The 15,305-nt window shown below is 48.6% G+C and carries 12 protein-coding genes and 1 riboswitch; of the genes, 3 read left to right on the top strand and 9 right to left on the bottom strand.

The genetic code is table 11. From position 1 onward, the window contains the following. Positions 1-214: 214 nt before the first annotated feature. The 6 genes from AR543_RS09640 to AR543_RS09615 all read right to left on the bottom strand — a co-directional run bounded on the left by AR543_RS09640 (position 215) and on the right by AR543_RS09615 (position 8,470). Positions 215-1,033, bottom strand: coding sequence for a carbohydrate ABC transporter permease (locus AR543_RS09640; protein WP_064505568.1), 819 nt, complete (start codon positions 1,031-1,033; stop codon positions 215-217). Positions 1,034-1,048: 15 nt separating this feature from the next. Further along, a complete protein-coding gene (locus AR543_RS09635; RefSeq protein ID WP_227871868.1) occupies positions 1,049-1,972 on the bottom strand; it encodes a carbohydrate ABC transporter permease in 924 nt (307 codons plus the stop codon). 144 nt (positions 1,973-2,116) lie between these two features. Further along, the gene (locus AR543_RS09630; protein ID WP_060533882.1) at positions 2,117-3,409 is read right to left on the bottom strand and encodes an ABC transporter substrate-binding protein; all 1,293 of its coding nucleotides are present in this window, start codon (positions 3,407-3,409) and stop codon (positions 2,117-2,119) included. A gap of 220 nt (positions 3,410-3,629) precedes the next feature. Then, a complete protein-coding gene (locus AR543_RS09625; RefSeq protein ID WP_060533880.1) occupies positions 3,630-5,234 on the bottom strand; it encodes a response regulator in 1,605 nt (534 codons plus the stop codon). 122 nt (positions 5,235-5,356) lie between these two features. After that, positions 5,357-7,126, bottom strand: a complete 1,770-nt coding sequence (locus AR543_RS09620; protein WP_060533878.1) for a cache domain-containing sensor histidine kinase — start codon at positions 7,124-7,126, stop codon at positions 5,357-5,359. A 3-nt stretch (positions 7,127-7,129) separates the two neighbouring features. Then, positions 7,130-8,470, bottom strand: a complete 1,341-nt coding sequence (locus tag AR543_RS09615) for an extracellular solute-binding protein (protein WP_060533875.1) — start codon at positions 8,468-8,470, stop codon at positions 7,130-7,132. Between the two features lie 357 nt (positions 8,471-8,827). Between AR543_RS09615 and AR543_RS09610 the strand changes: the two genes are divergently transcribed. Then, positions 8,828-10,222 (top strand): family 43 glycosylhydrolase, encoded by a 1,395-nt coding sequence (locus tag AR543_RS09610; protein ID WP_060533873.1) that lies wholly within the window; start codon positions 8,828-8,830, stop codon positions 10,220-10,222. A 328-nt stretch (positions 10,223-10,550) separates the two neighbouring features. Here the strand turns inward: AR543_RS09610 and AR543_RS09605 are convergent, their stop codons facing one another. Next, positions 10,551-11,531 (bottom strand): DMT family transporter, encoded by a 981-nt coding sequence (locus AR543_RS09605; protein ID WP_060533871.1) that lies wholly within the window; start codon positions 11,529-11,531, stop codon positions 10,551-10,553. A 139-nt stretch (positions 11,532-11,670) separates the two neighbouring features. Continuing rightward, positions 11,671-11,824, bottom strand: a riboswitch (FMN riboswitch). A gap of 438 nt (positions 11,825-12,262) precedes the next feature. Here AR543_RS09605 and AR543_RS09600 point away from each other — a divergent pair. After that, positions 12,263-12,556: a hypothetical protein gene (locus AR543_RS09600; protein ID WP_060533869.1), complete on the top strand. Its 294-nt coding sequence runs from the start codon at positions 12,263-12,265 to the stop codon at positions 12,554-12,556. 98 nt (positions 12,557-12,654) lie between these two features. On the opposite strand, the gene AR543_RS09595 is transcribed toward AR543_RS09600, so the two are convergent. Further along, positions 12,655-13,131, bottom strand: coding sequence for a GNAT family N-acetyltransferase (locus AR543_RS09595; RefSeq protein ID WP_060533867.1), 477 nt, complete (start codon positions 13,129-13,131; stop codon positions 12,655-12,657). Between the two features lie 230 nt (positions 13,132-13,361). Between AR543_RS09595 and AR543_RS09590 the strand changes: the two genes are divergently transcribed. Beyond that, entirely contained in the window at positions 13,362-14,195 is an 834-nt protein-coding gene (locus AR543_RS09590; protein ID WP_060533866.1) for a carbonic anhydrase, read from the top strand. 95 nt (positions 14,196-14,290) lie between these two features. Here the strand turns inward: AR543_RS09590 and AR543_RS09585 are convergent, their stop codons facing one another. Beyond that, positions 14,291-15,103 carry a hypothetical protein gene (locus AR543_RS09585; protein WP_060536717.1) on the bottom strand — a complete coding sequence of 271 codons (813 nt, stop codon included), beginning with the start codon at positions 15,101-15,103 and terminating at the stop codon, positions 14,291-14,293. Between the last annotated feature and the right edge of the window lie 202 nt (positions 15,104-15,305).

Genomic DNA, 15,305 nt, shown 5'->3' with positions numbered 1-15,305 from the left:
TTTCCAGACAGGGATCAAGTGAGGCGTATGCACGGAGCGGAGCAAAGAGAATTTGGTCAAAGGACGACATTGGAGCCTGGAAATCTACTGCTTCTCCTTATTCGTAGATTTCCAGGCTCCACCGGAGGACGTGACCAAATCTCTTTGCGCAGCGGCCCTTCCAGACTCCTCATCTCCATCACTCAAGGCTGCACTCCCGCACCGACTACCCCCTTTACATTTCTTTGCCGCCAGTGAAGGCGATCCCTTTGATAATCTGCTTCTGGAACAGCAGGAAAATGAGCAATACCGGTATGGCAGCAAGTGCATTGGCAGTCATCGGCAGCGCATACTGCTGCACATAGGAGCTCTGGAACATCGGCAGCCCCAGAGTAATCGTCATGAATGCTTTGTCCGAGATCGAGATCAGCGGCCATACATAATCATTCCATGCTCCGATAAAGGTGAAAATGCCCAGGGCCGCCAGTGCCGGACGAGATAGCGGCAGGAAGATGCGATACCAGATTTTGAAGAAACCGGCGCCATCGATACGGGCGGCTTCTTCCAGATCCTTGGGCAGTCCGTCAAAAAACTGCTTCATGATGAAAATGCCCATCGGGCCTGCTACAGCAGGCAGAATCAGCGAGGTACGCGTACCCAGCAAACCAATATCCCGCATAAACAGATACAGTGGAATCAGCGTCGCCTCCGCCGGAATCATCATTGCGGACAGAAAAAGGAGAAATAGTACTTTACTGCCTGGAAAGCGAATCCGGGAAAAGGCATAGGCTGCCATAGAAGACAGCAGCAACACCATCGCTGTAGTAATAACAGACACGATCAGACTGTTACCCATCCAGCCGAAGATCGGTGCCTGACTGAGTACTTTGGCATAATTGGCAAACGAGAAATGAAAGCCGCCGCCTAAGATCGGCTGTCCTTCGGGTGTGAATGACAATAGCAGCATCCAGACAATCGGGATCAGGAAAAATACAGCCAGCAGCAGCGCTACAATCCGGCTCACATACATATACGCCCGGTCCATTGTTGTCATTGGCTTATTCCCTCCTTAGGATTCAAATTTGCGCAGAATAAGTGTCTGCAGTACAGAGATGACCAGAATTACAATCATCAGTACAAAAGCAATCGCCGATGCATAACCCATCTGGAACGTCTGAAATCCATTCTCATAAATGGAAAACACGACCGTTTTGGTAGCGCCTGCCGGCCCGCCGCCGGTGATCAGTTTGGATTGCCCGAAAATCTTGAACGAAGCAATCGTCTGCAGCACCACGACCAGAATGGTAATGCGCGACAGAGACGGGAATGTGATATGCCAGAACGTTTGCCAGCGATTGGCGCCCTCAATCTGTCCAGCTTCATAAAAGGAGGTAGGGATATCCTGCAATCCGGCCAGAAATAATACAAATACAAAACCTACTGTCCACCAGATCGTGGACATAATAATCGATGCCCAGGCCAGCATCGGCTCGGACAGCCAGAAGATTTCGCTATTAATAATGCCGAGCGTACGCAGAATCTGGTTGAATAATCCACTGTACGGCTGCAGAAAAATGACCCAGATACTGGAGATTACCGAGACGGATAATACATACGGCATAAATACGGCTGCCCGGAAAAAGGCTTGTCCGCGCCGAATGCCATGGATCAGTACTGCCAGCAGCAGTCCCACACCACAAATCAAAGGGACACTCACAATAGTGAATAATACAGTGTGAAGCAGATTATCGCGGAATTCTTCATCCTGAAGCAGTGTAGTATAGTTCAGGAAGCCAATAAACTCTTTGTCTCCCAGCAAAGACCAATCATAAAAACTGACCCGCAGCCCGTACAATATAGGGAACAACGAGAACAGCAGAAAGAACAAGGTATAGGGCAATACCATCATGATACCGGTTACCCAGCCCTGACGAGCCAGTCCTCTGCTGCCCATGGCCATGCTTTTTTTGTGTGCAATAGATTTGACAGCCATCCTAATGCCCCTTTCCGTTAGTTGTTATCCGGCACTGCCCCGATATATCAACAGCTAGCCGGTTGAAGTTAACCAGTACATTGCTGCACAGATAGAGAAAGCGGAATCGGCAGCCGCCTTTTCCGCTCTGTTTCTCCTGCAGTCTTACTGGCCTGTTGTTTTGTCAATGATGGCATTGGATTTTTCCAGCGTCGTCGCCGGGTCCTGCTTGCCTGCCATCATTTTCTCGAATTCTTTGATTACATTGTCGTTTACCTGACCTTGTTTTTCGTTACGCGGCCAGTATTTTACAAAGTCGGCAGATTTGGCATAGTCACTGCGGTATGGCAGATCCTTGAATTCCTGCGAATCCAGTACTTTGGTTACGCTTGGAATATGACCGGCTTTGGCCCACATCTCACCATGCTGGGCGAGCCAGTTGGCGAAAGTCAGTGCTGCCTGCTGCTTGGCAGGATCTTCCTTGCTGTGTTTCGGAAGAGCCAGTGTGTGGGAATCTCCCCATGTCGCCGGCTGATCGTAGATTTGCGGCATCGGCACGACGCCAAAGTCCAGACCTTTGATATTTTCAAATGCGCCAGTGCTCCATACCCCCGTAATGACTACAGCGGCTTTTTGATCCTGGAACAGTTTGACGGCATCATTCACGTTCGGCGGAATCAGCTTGGAGGTGTACAGGCTGTCTACATACTCCAGTGCTTTGAGAGCTTCCGGGTTATTCAGTTCTGCTTTGCCGTTGGCATCATAGAACTTGCCTCCACCGGTCAGCTGGTTGTAGAATCCCCAGAACATCCAGTAAGCATCAATACGTACACTTGGCTGTGCGAGCGGAGCCACATCGGCTGGAACCGCATTTTTGATCTTGGTCAGAAATTCGGTGAATCCTTCCGGAGATTGTTCAAAAGAAGGCTTGCCGTCTTTCAGTACACCGGCTTGCTCCAGGTACTTTTTGTTGTAATACATAACAATCGCATGCGTATCCAGCGGGATGGAATAATGCTTGTTATCGTAAATAGTCGATTCCAGAATCGTCGGGTTGAAATCTTCCCATTTTACGCCGGCAGTAGATGCCAGATCGTCAAGCGGTGTCACATAGCCGGATGGAACAAATTGTGGCATACGCGAAGAGTGAAGCACGGCCAGATCAGGCGCCTGGTCCGAAGCCAGGGACGTCTGCAGCTTGGTATAATAATCTTCCGAGCGGTTACTTAGCTGCTCGACCTGAATATCTTTATTTTCCTGATTGAACTTGTCAATCATGGCAGTCATGAATTCACCATCGCCACCACTGAATGGTGTCCAGAATGTGATCTTGGTTTTGCCTCCGCTTTCTCCGCCTTCTGTACTCTGCGAAGGCTGACTGCCTCCTGCACAGGCAGATAATACCAGCATAATAGCCAGCAGCAGGATGCCAGTCGATATGAATTTATTTTTTCTCATTACAAGACCTCCCTGTATGTTTGTAAGATAAGTGATGCACCGCCCTCTAAGTGCTAGCGCTTACATTTACTATCTTAAAATACAGGGAGGTCCTGAACCATGACGCTTTTTTCGATAATATGGACATATATTTGGGTTCTGTTCTGTAGGCAAGTTGTCCATGTTTGCCGTGCAGCAGATATGAACACCCTCATCGACAATATTGCACCGGATTGAACGTTCAGACTGGATTCGAAAGGCTGCGCCTGTGTTCACGGTACTGTTTGGGTGTCATTTGGGTCTCGGCTTTGAAGACACGGTTAAAGTGCCGAATATTCACAAATCCAGTCTCTATCGCAATACCGGATATTTTCTCATCCGTATGCACCAGTCTGCGAATCGCTTCGCGGATACGAATATCGGTCAGTACTTCGATAAATGACCTTCCCAGACGGGTTTTGAACAGACTGCTCAAATAAGAAGCATTCAGATACACTTTTTCTGCCATCAATCCCAGCGTGATCGGCTCTGCATAATGCTCCTCCATGTATTCCACCACCTGATCCACTGCATGGGTGACATGTCCTTCCCGATGCCGAATCAATTGGTATAGCGCATATAGCTGTGCGGTGCAGTAATCCGCGAGTTCCTGACGATCATTGATCATCCATACTTCCTGCAGGGTATGTCCGATATCTCCTCCCTGCAGCCAATCCTCTACAATACCGTAATCCAGCGCAATCTCGTAACACTCCATCATGATTCTGCTGATCTGCTGCTGCACAATCTGCGGCTGGCTGATCTGACGGCAGAGCCGATCGATAAATTCCTGCACCTGCCGACTGAGCTGACCTCCATCTGCCTGGGACAGTAGCTGTTCCAGAAAATGCCTGTCTGCTGCGGGCAGTCGAACCGGATGTACCGATTGCGAACTCTCTGCTGACGATGGATAGACCAGCACCCGGTCACCGCCGGTAGTGAGCCGGTATAGCAGCGCAACCTCTGCTTCCCGATAAGAGCGAGGCACCGACTCCAGATCTATCGCTTCCCGCCCGATACCGACCGTAATCGTGAGCTGTGACAGCCGCTTGATAGTCCGAACCAGCTGCCCGGCCTGCTGCCGGATACGGACTTCTGCATCCTCGCTATGCTCTGTCTGGATCAATGTCACTACCCGATGCTGCTCCATAAAAGTATATCCGTGCCAGTCTGTCAAAATAATCTCCCTTACCAGCTGCTGAATATACAGCAAAAACAATTCCGGATCGTTCTGATGGTATCGCTGTTCAGCGACCGAACTGCGATCCAGCTGGGCGATGAGGCAGTATACCTTTTTACTGTCAAAAGACAATCCGGCTTCTTCCAGCAGTTCTGCCGCATCATAAGCGACCCGTCCATGCACAATACCGGACAGCAGCTGCTGCCGCATTAATTGTTCTGCCGGTTTGCTGACGGAACGTACAGCCTCGCGGGAAGCCAGTTCTGTATCGATACGGGTCATGGCTGCGTACAACTCATCCTTTTGCACCGGCTTCAGCAAATAATCACGCGCTCCACTGCGAATAGAGCTGCGTGCATACTCAAAATCATCATACCCGCTGAGCACGATACAGCGGATATCCGGGTACTGCTCGGCTACCGCTGCCTGTAGCTGTATCCCATCCATACGTGGCATACGGATATCGGTAATGACCAATTCCGGCTGATGCGCCCGGATCATTTCCAGCGCTTCCATACCATCTTTGGCTTCACCGCATACCTCCCATTTCAGATCAAATCCCTGGATCAGATGGCGCAGTCCCTTGCGGAAAATCATCTCATCGTCCACAACGAGTACTTTATGCATGTTGTGTGCCCCTTTCTCTTGTTGATTCATGATCTTTCTCTGTTGATCTGTTCCTGAGTGTAACCCGTCCTGTCTATCTGTCAGATAATCCACTATTTCAATAGTCGCTATATTATTCGTGATTAGGCAGAATTAGGTATGCGTATAACGACTTGCAGACCGCCCTGCTCCAGATTATCCAGACGCAGGCCGTAGGCTTGACCATAACGAAGTACAATTCGCCGATGTACATTGACCAGTCCATGTCCGCCCGGCCCTTCTGGCAGTACGCCCTTGTTCATTTTGTCATACTGCTCGGCAAGCTCCTGTTCTTCCATTCCCGGTCCGTTATCCTGCACGATAATCTGCATAGTATCTGTTTCCCGGCGGACAGTGATAACCATATGCACATCTCCGCGTCCCCGCTCCAATCCATGAACAATCGCATTTTCGACGACCGGCTGCAGAGTCAGCCGTATAATCGGACAGTTCAACCACTCTTCTGGTGCATGGACTTCATAGGATAGGCGTTCTCCATACCGAATCTGCTGTATCGCCAGATAGCCCTGCACATGGTCCAGTTCCTGCTCAATCGTCACATCTGTGTGCTCACCGCCGATACTGTAGCGCAGCAGTGCACTCAGATGACCGGTCATCTGTACAATCTCCCGATTGTCCTCCAGTTCGGCGTACATGCTGATAGAACCAAGTGTATTATATAGAAAATGCGGATTGATCTGACTTTGCAGCGAAGCTATCTGTGCATTTTTTTCCCGGATCTCGGTTTCGTATAGTCGATAGGTCAGCTGTCCCAGCCGGGAAACCATCATATTAAACGCCCGACTGAGATGACCAATTTCATCCATGTTTTTTGCAGGCAGCTCAATATCAAATTGCCCACGCTCTACCAGTTTCATCGAATCGCGCAGCCGACTGAGCGGGCGGGTAATACGCATCGAATGAATCACGGACAGCAGCACCGACAGGATCAGACACAGGCCCCCCAGCCAGATCATCTGCTGATTGATTCGGCTGGCATCCTGAAGCAGCACCGACAGAGGAACGGCCTGCAGCACGGTCCAGCCGGTAACCGGCGAAGTCTGATAGGTTAGCAGTACAGGCTGTCCGTTATTATCCAGCGTCAGCGTTCCTTCTCCCCTGTAGCTGGTCAGCACCTGATTGGTCAGTGCAAATGAATCGCTCCGGTAAATAGAATGTCCCTGCTGATCCACCATGGCAAAGGCGGAAGTCTGCGAACTTTCCAGATTGCGTATTCGCTGGATCAGCGCTTCACGAGGTACATCAATCACCAGTGTACCGAGCGGACGACCATTCTCCAGACTGCGAATCTGGCGAATAATCGAGAACACTTCATATGTTGATCCATTATCCGACAAGAGAGAATGAGGAGCGGCAAAATATCCTTTTCCTGTTACTTCGGCTCCCACTGGAACGACACGTTCTTGATCCGCTGCTTCGGCAAACCGACCAGGGCTGTCCGGCAGCTCCACATAGGAGCGGGCATGTGCCGACAGCAGCGAGACTCCGGCCACATCGACTCGTCCATTCACCAGAATCCGCCGGACAAAGCTCTCCAGCAGCAGTCTCTGATCATATATATCCCCGTTCAGATGATTCGTACCGCTCTGCTCCAGATAATTCAGCAGTTCCGGCGACTGATACGGTGTTACCGACAACAGAACCAGTTCATTCATAAAAGCATCCGTATTGGCTGTAAATTCCCGTACCACATCCGCCTGATATCTGCCGACATTAGCTTGGATCGAATTGGAATATCCGATACTGCTGATCCAGGACGAGATGATGAGTGGTATGGAGATCAGTACGGTATTCATCAGAATCAGGCGATTGACCAGCCGCATATTTTTCCATCGTTTCAGCCATTTTCTCATGATTTACTCCTTTAAAATGCCATTGATCAGAGGCTCCAGCCGATTCAGCATCTGATCGACTGTCTGCTTGCGGTACCAGAGCTTCTCCAGTTCATTGACAAGTGCATCGCTGACTTCACTTTGCTTGGGATGCTCCGGGAAATATTCCACGCTATTCGCAGCTTCTGCATATTCCCGCCGATAAGGCAGCGAAAGATATTCCTCCGATGCCGCCTGATCCCGTACAGCAGGCACATGCCCTGCTTTGCCCCATACAGCACCGTGCTCGGTGAGCCACTGCGCAAACTTCAGAGCGGCAGCCAGACGCTCGGGATTCTGTTCGCTATGTGCCGGAAATGCCAGCGTATGCGCATCTCCCCAGGAGCCTGGATGATCATAAATCTGCGGAAAAGGCATTACGCCAAAATCCAGTCCTTCTACCTGCTCAAATGAACCGATCGACCAGACGCCCAAAAACAGCAGCGCTGCCTGTCCCTGGGCAAACTGGCTGGTTGCATTGCTGATATCTGGCGGAATCAAATGCTGATCATACAGGGAAGCGACCAGCTCCAGCGACTGTCTGGCAGCTGGCATATTCAAAGCTGCACGGCTGCTATCCGGAGTATACAGCACACCGCCATCTTGCATCTGTGCATAGAGCGACCACCACAGCCAGAGCGAATCAATTCGCACATTGGGTACGGCCAGTGGAGCTACAGTATCAGGTACCTTGCGCTGTATCGTCTGCAGGAATTCCATAAACCCTTTTTCCCCGGGCTTCATAATGATCTGCCCATCCTTGTAGACACCTGCCTGCTGCAGCCATTTCTTGTTGTAATACAGCACACTGAAATGGGTATCCAGCGGCAGACCATAATGGTCACCCTGTATGACGGTACGCTGCAGAATCGATGGATTGTAACGATCCCACTGTACACCGGCAGATGCAGCAGCAGCGCTAATATCGGTTATAAAACGCGCTGGCACATATTGCGCATACATCGAGGCATGTACAACTGCCACATCCGGCGCCTCTTCGGTCACGATAGCTGTAGACAGTTTGGTATAATAATCGTCCAGTTTGTTATTTTTCATCGTTACCCGGATATGATCAGGATTCTGATCGTTATACTGCTGGACCAACTCCTGCATAAACGAAATATCCCCGCCACTAAATGGTGTCCAGAATGTAATCGGGATGATTTGGGCATCCTTCTCTCCGGATGACGGATGGACCGTATCCTGCCTTCGGTTGGATTCCAGCGCATACACACTATAAGCCAGCAGCAACAGCAGCACTGCTGCCACTGCCAGTATCCACAGCCTGCGTCCGGGAGTTCCATAATATTTCCGTTGCTGTCGCATCGGCTGCCTCCTTTATAAAATGAAATATATATCCTGCCTATTGCTTACTACTTACTGCTTCTGTCCAAAAAACGATTATTATAATTCTGCGGCAACTCTATAGATGATCGCTAGACTAATGTCGATGTCTTCCAACCACATCTACCTGTTGGCAAGGAAGTATAACTGCTTCTTTTCTTTTTGGGAATGCGCTGCCGTACAATCTCCAATGGAATGTCCATTCTTCCAAAATATTGTCCTGTTCGCTGGAAGAGGTCTACTGTAAAGTTCTAAATGTAAGCGTTTTAATAATTGAAGAAAGGGGTTGGCTGAATGAAATCGTATCGACTTATTATTAAAGGGGGATTCCTATTTATAATGGCTGTATTGATACTTAGCAGCAGTTACACAGGCATGGCCTCCGCTGACAAAGCACATACGAGCAAGTCCAATTCGACCAAAAAATTCTATTCCGTCATTATGCAGGATGGCGCAGACCCATGGATGTACAAACACAGCGACGGATTTTATTATTTTACCAAAACCACCGGCAATAACGTGACTATCTGGAAGTCTTCCACGATCACAGGTATCGATGCCGCCGAGAAGCGCGAGATTGCGACCGGTGGACAAAATGTATGGGCTCCGGAGATTCATTATCTGCAGGGTGCCTGGTACATCTATTACGCCAAGGATGACGGCGACAATGCCAATCACCGCATGTATGTCATGGAAAATACCTCTGCCAATCCCATGCAGGGTACCTGGACAGACAAAGGACAGATCACCGATGCTACCAACCGCTGGGGCATTGACGGTACCGCATTCGAGGTCAAAGGTCAGCTGTACTATATCTGGTCCGGCTGGGAAGGCAGTGAAAATGTCAGCCAGCGTCTGTACATCGCCCGGATGAGCAATCCATGGACGATCAGTTCGGAACGGGTAGAGATTGCCCATCCGGAATATGCCTGGGAGACCAATCATCAGCCCAACGTTAATGAAGGCCCACAGGTCTATGTCAAAGGCCGCACGATCAATCTGCTCTACTCTGCCAGCGGCAGCTGGACCAATGACTATTCACTCGGTCTGATCACCGCTGATACTCGCAGCGATCTGCTCAAACCTTCTTCCTGGAACAAAAAGGACAAGCCGGTATTCGCCTCTGCCAATGGCGTGTATGGACCGGGTCATGCTTCTCTCACCACTTCCCCGGATGGACGTGAGGACTGGATTATCTACCATGCTGCCAAATTTGACGGATCCGGATGGAATCGCGAGATCCGTGCACAGGAATTTGACTGGAATCGAGATGGCACACCGGATCTGGATGAACCGATAGCTGCCAATGAGCAGGTCAGCTTGCCTTCCGGCGAACCCAAGCATACCCGCTATGAAGCAGAACATGCCGTATTCGGTGGTGGTGCCTATGCTTCTTCCAGTGAAAATGGCTCGCGCGGCTCCAAAGCCGGACATATCGATCAACCGGACAGCTATGCAGAGTATACAATCAAAATCCCGGCAGATGGTCAGTATATTCTCTCTGCCCGCACCGCCAATGGTACGACAGGAATGGATTGGTCCACATTAATGCTGTCGGTAGATGGCGCGGCTCCGACGCCTTTTTATATTACCAATAAAGGCTGGGAAAACTGGGGACTCTCCACTCAGCTGTTGGTACTTGATCGTGGGCAGCATACGATTCGTTTCTCCAAGGGGGACGGTTACGGAGAGATTGATTTCTTTGATATCGTGCCAGTCAACAGTCGCAAATAATCCGTTTTATTAACTTGCTTTACCATACGGGAATATGCAGCTATATGGATAAGATGATGAATCCGCCGATAAAATACAATCAGCCCCACTCATTAACCGACTGTGCCATCGACCGGAATATATGTATGGCAAACCCATATCCCTCGCAGTAAAATCAAATTTCTATAACGCGCAGTATGTCATGAGGCAGCCGGTTAATTGAACTATCCGTACATTTAAAAAAAGCTCTTGTCTATTCACTCTTCCGTATAACGGTGGTGAACAGACAGGAGCTTTTTGGATGTTTATAACATACTTTATAGGAAAATCGACTATTGATCCGTTCCGATCAAGACGTCATCGGCACCGAATTTTTCGCTTCGGAAGGTTGCTGCTGACGGGAAATAACAAACAATACACCCCAGATCAGCAGGAAGCCGAGCAGCTGGGACCAGGTTACGATCTGTTGATATACGATCCAGTTGATCAGCACACCCACCATCGGGAAGCTAAGTTCAGCCAGTGTAGCTACGGATGCTTTGGTGGTCGACAACCCTTTGTAGTACATCAGCAGACTGAGAAGACCGGGCAGCAGCGCTTGACCGAGCAGATTCACAATAACAAGGGTAACCGGCAGCGCGCCGGCTGGCAGGCTCCAGGCTGCATTTTCATTCAGTGTCATAAACAGCAGCAGCGGAATCGCCAAAATAAAACGCAGCGATGTTACAGTCTCGTATTTCATTTTACCGACCATCAGGCGGCCCATTACAGTAGAACCACCCCATAATGCTGCTGCACCCAGTGCCAGCAATGAACCGACCTGTGCAAAATCACCCATGTGACCGATTGGAATCGTAAAGCCGAATGTCAGCAGATACGTACCGCCTAGTGCCAGTACGAACAGCCAGCCAAATCCGCGCGGCAGCATTTCCTTGAGCAGCAGACGAGCGAGCACGATCGCAAAGATCGGCTGCAGCTTTTGCAGCAGCAGAACAGCGTTCAGATCTCCATGCGCGAGTCCCATCGTGAACAGGACGGTCGCCAGCGCCGAGCCGCCCCAGGACAGGAACAACAGCGCACCGACATGCTGCCATTTCAGACCGCGCAGTTCATGCCGATTGATCCATAGAATAGGTGCAGCGAACAGCAATGCCACCAGATGCTCCAGCAGAACAATCTGGGTAGATGTAAAGGATTCGAGCAAGATGATCCGGAACAGTGGGTCAACGCCCCACAAGGCTGCTCCGATAAAGACGAGCCAGAACCCACTTTTGATATGACGTTGTTTGGCAGATGATGCAGATTGGATACGTACGTTGGCATTTTCCATAATTCAAACTCCTCGTATGATTAGAATTTGAATAGGAGATCTTAATGCGGAAAGCCCCTGATATCGAAAATTCGACAGTCAGGGGCTTGATCAAATAAACGTATGCGGCATCATTGAAGAAACCGGCATAAGCCTATTTATTGATCTTCTCCCATCCGGACTTTACCGTCGGCTCTGGATTTGCACCAGATCAGTCATCTGCTTGATAAACAAAGCAGTGAGTCGCGGGCTGCTGCTGACTATTGTCGGCAATCACCGCCGGTCAGGAATTTCACCTTACCCCGAAGATCTCTATTCGATTAGTAGAATACGTTTCTTATTAACCCTGAGAATCCTTTTTGAAATTTCCATAGGTTAATCTTTCAATATGTCTCATTATAAAGATACTTTTAGTAACTTGCAATAGTTTTTATACGGATATAAGGATGAATAAGATTTTTCTTTTAATTCCGATCAAAAAACTTAGTTATAGTATGTCTTACCCTTTTCTTTTTGTAAAGATTATAATTTCGTACAAGATTATAAAGAAAGTGATTACTGTGCAGGTATGTGCCGTTTGCTACCAGACGATTTTTGATATTTGCTTTGTTTCTGAGTTGATTTCAAAACTGTATGAAATAAGCATTGGAATTTTAAACTTACTTACTTGTCATTTTTAGGTAACTCCTTGTATAATGGTAAACGTTCTTAGATTTATTTATTAATATACATAATCGAGAGGGGTATTTTTCATGAGCAATTTACCACAAGACAACTATCCACCGGGTCAGCCAGGATATAACACGGGAGTAGTAAGCTTCAAGGAATGGATGATTACCATGCTTTTGGTAGCTATTCCTGTTGTAAACCTTGTAATGCTGTTTATATGGGCATTCGGTGGCAATGCCAAACTTTCCAAATCCAATTATGCCAAAGCAACATTGATCTGGATGGTTATCGGTATCGTCGTGTCGATTATATTTTCTGTTCTGTTCGGCGCAGCAATCGCAGGTCTGAGCCAGTATTCTACAGGTACCAGCTACTAATTCGTATTAAAAGAAGCTCCTTTCGCAGAGGAGCTTCTTTTTTATGCCTATCTATTCTTTTTCCTATCTTCTCCCATATCTTCTGTTGTACTTTGATGCTACTCCAATTCATACTCCATCCGTATACTACGCGACTTCATCCCCAGCCCTTCATAAAAAGCCAGAGCCTGCTCATTGAATACCGCCGCATTCAGTTCAATACTCTGAACTTCCAGTGAAGCGGCCAATTCTTTGACATAGTCAAACATCTGTCTGCCAATTCCCCTGCCACGGATCACATGATTCACTACAATTTCATTAATAAATAAAACACGGCGATCCATCATATGATCACTTCCCTGGTTCTGTTGAAGCTGCACAGCCAGATAGCCGGCCGTCTGTCCGGTATCCGGATCTTCTGCAATATAGAGATAATGATCCGGCTGCTGCAGCTGCTTGTCATACTGTTCGGCAGACGAAGGAACTTCAACCGAGCGGTAAATATCCGGACGTGCTGTGGAATGCAGCTGATGAAGCTGAATCATCAGATCCAGTACCTGCTCGTAATCACCGGATTGTGCGGGTCTTATTATCATGTTTAACATTCCTACCGTCCCCATTCATATAGAGTCTGTTCTTGCACTGCAAAGCGAACTTGTTTTAATTTCTGCTGTGTTTTCCTGCTTTCCTGTCTTCGGCTCTTTTCGCCTTCTTCTGCTTTTTGATTTCTGTTGGAATGTGACGGTTCTCATTTCTCATTTAATTCATAATATGTATTATTTTACAATGTGAATCTATTATCATTTTAGCAGAAAGAAGGATTATCATGAATCGAAAATGGCAATATACTGCACTGTCGGCAACTATACTGCTGCTTACAGGCTGTGGGCAGACCAACCAGGCGGTGTCATCCGTACATACTCCCGCTGTAGCTGCTTCGGCTGCACATTCAGCTGATACTGCTGCAACAGTTCCTCACTGGTCTTATGATCAGGAGCACGGGCCTACCCACTGGGCAGAACTTGAGACCGCCTTCTCCACCTGTCGTACCGGTCAGCAGCAATCCCCGATTGATATCGAACATGCGCAGCTGGTGCCTTCTGCCACTGTACATCCGGTCGATATTCATTATGGCACTACGCCGGTGACCGTGATCAATAATGGGCATACTGTTCAGGTCAATGTACAGAATACCGATAACTATATCACGATCGAAGGACAAAAATATACGCTGGTCCAGTTCCATTTCCATCATCCGAGCGAGCATCAGATTGATGGCAAAAACGCAGCGATGGAGCTGCATCTGGTACATAAAAGCGCAGACGGTCAGAGTGCGGTTCTGGGTGTACTTATCCAGCCAGGCAATGCCAACCGTGCTTTCCGCCAGCTTTGGGAGCATTTGCCGGATCATGAGAGTGAACAGGCCATTCCTTTGACAGAACCAGTGCAGCTGTCCCATCTGCTGCCAGCTGATCATCATGCGGTTCATTATACCGGCTCGCTCACTACTCCGCCTTGTACCGAACATGTGAGCTGGACCGTCCTGCAGCAGCCCATTCAGCTATCCAAGGATCAGATTCAGCGTTTTGCGACTATTTTCCCCGATAATCACCGTCCGGTTCAATCTATCGGTTCCCGCAAACTATATACCGAACAATAACTATAAACAGGCAGGAATTCCGCATAGGAGTATCCTGCCTGTTTATTCATGTTACGTACTTATTTGATTTGCACAACCTGCTTATCATCCCACAATCAATAACGATCCAGTACGAGCTGTGTTTTAAGGGAATCCTGGGGTACAAGCCAGCCTTCCTTGTTCAGATAATCCATCAGCTTCTGGCGATTGGATGCAGCATCTGCATATTCATCTGCCTTGAAGGAAATTTCGATAACCGGCTCGGTACCGGAACCGTCGGCACTGCGGATCGGCCATACTTCCACATCCACTTCGATACCATTCCATGTACCTTTGTATTTGCTCGCCATTACAGGACCATAGGCGCGTGAATCTTCCAGCTGCTGCTTGCCCCAGTGGGATTGGTTGTTCCAGTCATCCAGTTTGCCGGGAAGTTTATCCAGGATCATGGAGAGTGCTTTGGAATCCGACGGCAGCGTTGCTTTGGAGTCAGGGGCTTTGACATCCTTGTCGTTGGACAGGCTCAGTGTCTGCTTGCCATATCCCCAGTCAATCTCGGCTTCATAGTTGGTATCATCGGCATCAAAGCCTTCCCGGTTCGCCTGGGTCAGAGCAGCATTGATATCTCCATTGGTGACTGCATAACGCTTTTTGTATGTGATTTCATAATTCTTTTTGTCTTCTTTTTTGCGCAGACGTACATTCCAGCCCTGCTCATCCAGATTTTGATTATTTGTATCAAAATACTCGACAGCGATTTTTTGGCCGCTGCCTGGCAATGCAAAGGCACTGCTCAATTCTGCATCCGGCGTGGAATCCGGGTCCAGCACGTCCTGATTCAGCACGAATTTGACTTCGTAACTCGGAGTCATATTGGCAGCAGCTTCAACCGTAGTCGAAGGCTGTACCATCAGGAATGATCCTGCCATCACTGTACTGCTTACCCATACTGCAACTGTCTTTTTCCAGCCTTGTACCGCATTGTTGTTCACGTTATTCTCCCCTTGTCCATGGATTGATATAGCAGCTGTCCTTACTCCTGTATTGTATCGACTGCAGATTAGCGGGAATTCATTATTTCTATGGCAAATGATTAATTATCCACATAATCTCTATATGCCAGCCATGAAT

The sequence above is a fragment of the Paenibacillus bovis genome (genome assembly GCF_001421015.2).
GTDB classification, from domain to species: Bacteria; Bacillota; Bacilli; order Paenibacillales; family Paenibacillaceae; genus Saccharibacillus; species Saccharibacillus bovis.
This window is presented reverse-complemented; position numbering and strand designations above follow the sequence as displayed.

Bases quoted from the DNA above. Each gene is read 5' to 3' on its own strand.
- AR543_RS09600 (WP_060533869.1), top strand. From the start codon at position 12,263: ATGAGCAATTTACCACAAGACAACTATCCACCGGGTCAGCCAGGATAT.
- AR543_RS09605 (WP_060533871.1), bottom strand. From the start codon at position 11,531: ATGGAAAATGCCAACGTACGTATCCAATCTGCATCATCTGCCAAACAA.
- AR543_RS09595 (WP_060533867.1), bottom strand. From the start codon at position 13,131: ATGATAATAAGACCCGCACAATCCGGTGATTACGAGCAGGTACTGGAT.
- AR543_RS09630 (WP_060533882.1), bottom strand. From the start codon at position 3,409: ATGAGAAAAAATAAATTCATATCGACTGGCATCCTGCTGCTGGCTATT.
- AR543_RS09640 (WP_064505568.1), bottom strand. From the start codon at position 1,033: ATGACAACAATGGACCGGGCGTATATGTATGTGAGCCGGATTGTAGCG.
- AR543_RS09625 (WP_060533880.1), bottom strand. From the start codon at position 5,234: ATGCATAAAGTACTCGTTGTGGACGATGAGATGATTTTCCGCAAGGGA.
- AR543_RS09620 (WP_060533878.1), bottom strand. From the start codon at position 7,126: ATGAGAAAATGGCTGAAACGATGGAAAAATATGCGGCTGGTCAATCGC.
- AR543_RS09585 (WP_060536717.1), bottom strand. From the start codon at position 15,103: ATGGCAGGATCATTCCTGATGGTACAGCCTTCGACTACGGTTGAAGCT.
- AR543_RS09635 (WP_227871868.1), bottom strand. From the start codon at position 1,972: ATGGCTGTCAAATCTATTGCACACAAAAAAAGCATGGCCATGGGCAGC.
- AR543_RS09615 (WP_060533875.1), bottom strand. From the start codon at position 8,470: ATGCGACAGCAACGGAAATATTATGGAACTCCCGGACGCAGGCTGTGG.
- AR543_RS09610 (WP_060533873.1), top strand. From the start codon at position 8,828: ATGGCTGTATTGATACTTAGCAGCAGTTACACAGGCATGGCCTCCGCT.
- AR543_RS09590 (WP_060533866.1), top strand. From the start codon at position 13,362: ATGAATCGAAAATGGCAATATACTGCACTGTCGGCAACTATACTGCTG.